The organism is Candidatus Binataceae bacterium, assembly GCA_036495685.1.
GTDB lineage: Bacteria > Desulfobacterota > Binatia > Binatales > Binataceae > JAFAHS01.
Window position 1 is genome coordinate 1 of sequence record DASXMJ010000225.1, and the last position, 5595, is coordinate 5595.

6 protein-coding genes are annotated in these 5595 nt (G+C 57.1%); all 6 read left to right on the forward strand.

From position 1 onward, the window contains the following. Positions 1-563 precede the first annotated feature (563 nt). Positions 564-884, forward strand: coding sequence for an OB-fold domain-containing protein (locus tag VGI36_20320; GenBank protein HEY2487496.1), 321 nt, complete (start codon positions 564-566; stop codon positions 882-884). Between the two features lie 15 nt (positions 885-899). After that, a complete protein-coding gene (locus VGI36_20325) occupies positions 900-2114 on the forward strand; it encodes a hypothetical protein (GenBank protein ID HEY2487497.1) in 1215 nt (404 codons plus the stop codon). A gap of 544 nt (positions 2115-2658) precedes the next feature. Continuing rightward, the gene (locus tag VGI36_20330) at positions 2659-3546 is read left to right on the forward strand and encodes a VOC family protein (protein HEY2487498.1); all 888 of its coding nucleotides are present in this window, start codon (positions 2659-2661) and stop codon (positions 3544-3546) included. A gap of 19 nt (positions 3547-3565) precedes the next feature. Further along, the gene (locus VGI36_20335; protein ID HEY2487499.1) at positions 3566-3958 is read left to right on the forward strand and encodes a hypothetical protein; all 393 of its coding nucleotides are present in this window, start codon (positions 3566-3568) and stop codon (positions 3956-3958) included. 60 nt (positions 3959-4018) lie between these two features. Beyond that, the gene (locus tag VGI36_20340; protein HEY2487500.1) at positions 4019-4720 is read left to right on the forward strand and encodes a glutathione binding-like protein; all 702 of its coding nucleotides are present in this window, start codon (positions 4019-4021) and stop codon (positions 4718-4720) included. A 247-nt stretch (positions 4721-4967) separates the two neighbouring features. Next, the coding region (locus tag VGI36_20345; GenBank protein ID HEY2487501.1) for an NAD(P)/FAD-dependent oxidoreductase at positions 4968-5595 on the forward strand (628 nt) is incomplete at its 3' end.

Sequence of the window (5595 nt, forward strand, 5' to 3'; positions counted from 1 at the left end):
CCAGCGTCTAAAAAAGATCCTTACTTCTCGCGAATGCGGTAGCCGATTCTAGACGTCGGTTCGGGTTCACATCAGCAAACGTGCGCGATAACGCCATTACCTATTTCACTCATTCTGACGGGAGCTTCGCGCTCAATCGCAAAGAGATGGACGATCGGCTCGACGGCTTCTATCCGCAAGGCTCTACGCAATGGGACGCCCTCGGCCACCTGTGCGTTGGCGAGCATGGCTTCTGGAGCGGCATCACGCGTAATCCGATGGACGGCCCAACCAGCTGCCTGGCAGCACGGAAGCCGGGCAGAGAGAAATTTCATCGAGCGTGCGAGGGCTTTCGCAATACCGACCGATTGATTCGACCGAGGTCGGTTCGCACAATTTGATCCAAATGGATCGCCGAATTGGAGCGGACGTAAGCGAAGTGCAATGCCGACGCTTCATCGAGGCTGGCAGAATGATCCGGACTTGAACGATGAGCACAACTTCGAAAAAGCGGTTCCGGCGGCGGATGAGCTCAGCCGCCCGTTTTGGGATGCGGCCAGGGAGCGGAGGTTGGTGATCCAGCGGTGCGGTTATGCGGATACTACAATCATCCGCCACGGCGCCTTTGCGACGCATGCTTCGCGCAAGACTTGCGCTTCGAGCCGATCCGCGGACGTGGCACGATCTATACCTTCACAGTGATGCATCAGCGGGATGTCGCTGGCTTCGAAGACGATGCCCCGTTCGTCAATATCGTGGTTGAGCTGGCGGAGCAGCCACAGTTGCTGATGGTACCCAATCTGCCGATCGCTGATCGCGATAAAGTGAGAATCGGCGCCGCAGTCGAGGTTGACTTCGAAGATCGTGGCGACGGCGTCGTGGTGCTGCAATTTCGCATCGTCTGAAGATTCTTTGAGCAGGTGGGAACATTCGCGATGTGGCAGGGCAAAGGAAAAGTTGCAATCGCCGGAATCGGCTTTTCCGAAATCTCGCGGCGGCCGCAGAAGCAGCTCGGCCTGCTTGCGGTTGATGCCTGCCTCGCAGCGATTGGCGATGCAGGCCTAGCCGCAAACCGAATCGATGGACTGGCGACCTATCCCGAATCACCATTCGCGGGCGCCGGAAATCGCGACGGCGAAGACGTCGTGAGCGTCAACTGGGTGATAAACCATCTTGCGCTCGCGCCGGACCTCAAATGGTATGCACAGATCGAGACCGGTATGATCGCGAGCCCGATCATCGAAGCGGCCAATGCGCTAATCGCCGGCGCTTGCGAATACGTATTGGTCTGGCGCGCGCTGCATAGACTGACCGTGCGCCCCGGAGGCGGCGGGCCGAGTCGCGGCGGACCACCTCGTGCGGCCGGCGATGCGCAATTTCTTGCGCCATACGGCGCCGCGTCGATCGTGCAGACCCACGCCTTCGCATGGCAGCGCTACATGTATCGCTACGGCGCTACCCGCGAGGCGCTCGCCGCGCTAGCGCTTAACAGCCGCCGCAATGCGAATCGCAACCCGCTCGCTTTTTTCTTCAGGGAACCGATGACGCGCGATGACTACTTCAGCGCGCGCTGGATTGCCGAGCCATTGTGCCTGTTCGATTGTGACGTGCCGGTCGACGGCTCCGTCGCCTTAATCGTCACCACTGCGCAACGCGCCCGCGATTTGCCTCACCCTGCGGCCTACATCGCGGGATACGGGCAAAATACCGCGAGCCGCCGCACGCTGCTCTATTATACGTTGGACGATTACATGGTCTGCGGCGCATCGCTCGCCAACAAGCTATGGAGCTCGGCCGGCCTCGGACCGCATGATATGGACGCCGCGCAACTATATGACGGTTTCAATCCCTCGACGGTCTACTGGTTGGAGGCCGCGGGTTTTTGCGCCGCGGGCGAAGGCGCCGACTTCGTGCGCGACGGCCGGATCGCTCTGGAAGGTGAATTACCCGTTAATACTTTCGGCGGGAGCCTGAGCGAGGGCCGCATGCACGGGATGGGCCACATTGCCGAAGCGGTCCGTCAGGTAACCGACCGCGCTGAGCAGCGCCAGATTCCCGGCGCCGCGGCGGTCTGCGCGATCGACGGGTCACCGATGCTTCGCGGGAGCGGCATCATCGTGACTCGCAACCCCTGAAGCGGCGTGGTTTGATGCGAATGATCAAACGTCCAATTAACAACAAGTGAACAGACACGATGTAGGACCTGCTTCTGGAGGTAGTTCTAGCCGGATGAGCGATATTCCCAGAGTCCATCACCGCCACTGGGCCTCAATTCAGAGTGGCTGCGGTCCTAGTTCTGCGGGCCAGCAGTCCGTCGACATCGAACTTGAACATCCTGGCCATGTTCAACCCAAGGATCTTGGCTCGTGACTCTTCGCTCAGATGCTGCATCTGTCGGTAGCGGCCGCCAGATGGCAGTCGCTTTGGTGGCCAAGGGATCGGCGCGCAGAACACCAGTCGTTCGGCACGAGATGTCGTGCGTGAGACGATCGAAGGCTATATCGATGCGGTTGTACGTCTGAAAGCGCAGTTGGACGTATGAGCAGGAAGAGAAGTAGCGTTCGACATAGGAAGTGCGACCACTGACGAAGGCGGAAGATTTTTCAGCGGTGAGCATCATCAAGCTGGCGGCCATTGGTCAGCGGTCGGTGCCACGATTCCGACCGGGAGGAGCAGCGGATGTTCAATATACTTAAAATCTTCCATCTTACCCACGTAGTGGCCGACCTTCGCACTGTGGACCAATGGTATGATGATATTTTCTCTCCTACGCGTTATCTGCACGGGCCGGTAAAAATAGCAGGCCGCAACGCTTCTTTAATTGCTATAGGCGATCTGATCGTCGAACCAATGGAGCCTTTGCGGGATCCGAATTTGCCTAATCAGTCCGTCAGGCGGTTTTTGGATCGACACGGCGACCACCTACATGCGATAGCATTTTATGTCGATGACGTCCCTGCTATCTCGCTTCATTTTGAGAAACACGGGATAAGGATGTGGGACATCACCGGTACTCCTGTTAAGCCGCCGAACGAGCAGTTTGCGATTTGGACTCACCCGAACCAGACGCACGGCCAACTTGAGTTCGCCATCGTCGAACCCTTCACCATAGACCCAAGACTTCAGCCAGCGTGGTCTAACGATTTCTGGCGCGAGCGTCACCCGCTGGGCATCGAGCGCGTCTCTCACATCACAGCGGTCGTCAAGGATATCGGTTTGGCAAAGAGATTTTACTGCGATGTGCTGAATTCGAAGCCTGTTTCAGAGACTGAGACCAGACATAAGCGCAGCGCATTTCTATCGGTGGGCGAAGACACCATTGTTGAGCTCGCACAGCCGCTCTCGTCGGATTGCGCGGAAGCCAAGGATCTCGAGAGACACGGTGACGGTTTTTTTGGCGTGACGTTCAAAACTCGTAATCTCACGAAGGCGGCGGAGTTCCTGAGATCGAAGCAAATGAAACCTGAAACTACTGCACCGAACGTTATAGAGCTCGGGCAGGAAACGGCTTTCGGAATGGCGGTGAGCTTTACCGGCCAACCCCTTATCAATGATCCGCGGCTCTAGATGCGAGGAGACCCGTTTGGTGGGGCGCGATCAACAAGAACGTATCGCACAAACGAGAAGACAATCGATGAAGCTATTCTCGCATCCAAAGAGCAACTGGCCTCCGAAGTGGGACGCCCTTCTTTCCGGCAACCAGCGATCCACGACAGGCCACCCAAATGTTATTGGCAGTAAATTTTTGGCAGAGGCTCGCTTGGAAAGAACCGAGATTGGCGTTGGAACCGACCGCGAGGTTCTTCTGTTCGTCAGACAACCCAGGATTGACTCTCCGGTGACGGGTACCCTGACCGCGAAGGACAGCGAGGCTGCATGGCAGCTGCGAGCGTTACTTGAAGCCTGCGAGGGAATCAGTATGTCGGCGGTCGGTAATTTCGAAGTCGGCGAGCGCTTCGAGAAGCTCTCCGAGACTTAGGAGCTTCGACTGTCGCTGGCGAACGCCTGCCCGCAAATTAGAATTCCGGAGAGACAGACCGTGATCAAGATCTATCACATCGAAGGAAGGCGTTCTGAGCGGGTCGCATGGCTCCTCGAAGAGATCGGCGGGATTCCTTACGAACTCGACTATATTCCCGGCGACATTCTCGGCTCGTTGTTGAAGCTGGAGGAGAAGCACGAAAGCAGGATGACGCCAATCGTGCAGGATGGCGACCTCGTCATCATCGAGTCGGGCGCCATTCTGGAGTATCTGCTCGCCAAATATGCGAAGCGATCGCCGCTGCGACCATCGGAAGACTCGGCTGATTTCCCACGGTATCTCCAGTTCATGCACTATGCCGAGGGCACCGCGATGGCGCGCATCGGTCTGGAGTGGATATTGCGCGGGCCACTCAAGAGCGCGGGTATGGATTCTCCACTGCCGAAACTGCCGGGCATCGCCGGCTCGCGCACTGAGTCTGAGCGCGTGATGTACTTTGTCGAGAACGTACTAGCGGAAACGCGTTACTTCGCGGGCGAAACGTTCACGGCTGCAGACATTCTGATGCACTTCCCACTGAAGATGGGTGCCGCGTTGGCAACCAGAAATGAGGTAAAAATCGCCGACATGTATCGTACCGACCATGCCTATCTTGATCAGTTTCCCAACGTGAAGAGATTCCTGGTCGAGATGCATAAACGACCCGCATTCCAGCGCGCGATGGAGCGAACCATCCCGAACGGCCCACCCTCGATGTGAGCGGTTACCTAACTACGATGGGAGCTCGCGGGCCGGGAAATTAATGATGGTTCCGAAAGAAGGATCGCGACCTGGATCGGAAATGGTATCGCGCTGTAGTCTTGTGCGATGTCCACCGAAGAGCCGTTTGTTTCGAGATGGCTCACCGTGCCGTCTATGAGGGTCAGTGATCTCAAAATCGACGCGCTCTGCGGGACATGGCACGAGCACCCGGATACAAAATCCTCGCTAGACATGAAGGATCATAATGACGACAGATAGTTATGATGCTATCGTTATCGGTGCCGGGGTGGCCGGCCTATACGCTCTCTATAAGCTCCGTGAACTTGGGCTCTCGACACGGATCTTTGAGGCTGGCAGCGATATCGGCGGAACCTGGTACTGGAATCGTTATCCTGGGGCACGCTTCGACTCTGAGAGCTATACCTACCAATACTCCTTCTCCCAGGAACTCATAGACGAATGGAACTGGAGCGAGCATTTCTCGGCGCAGCCGGAAATCGAGCGGTATTTGCATTTTGTCGCGGACAAATTTGAGCTCAGACGAGACATAGAGTGCAACGCGCGTGTCGCAAAGGCCGTTTACAACGAGCGTGAGAAGAGATGGGAGATTGAGACTCACAACGGTTTGCGCGCCTATGGGCGCTACATGATCTGCGCCACCGGGCTTCTTTCAGCGCATCAGTTTCCAGACTATGAAGGGGTCCAGGACTTCACAGGCTTGTCGCTGCACAGTGCCCGCTGGCCGAAAGAGCCGGTGGACTTTACCGGTAAACGAGTCGGCATCATCGGCACCGGCCCGACTGGCGTCCAGATAATTCAGACGATCGCTCCCGACTGTGAACAGCTGACAGTTTTCCAGCGCACCGCAAATT

Coding starts and splice junctions, on each gene's coding strand:
- VGI36_20330 (HEY2487498.1), top strand. CDS start 2,659: ATGTTCAATATACTTAAAATCTTCCATCTTACCCACGTAGTGGCCGAC.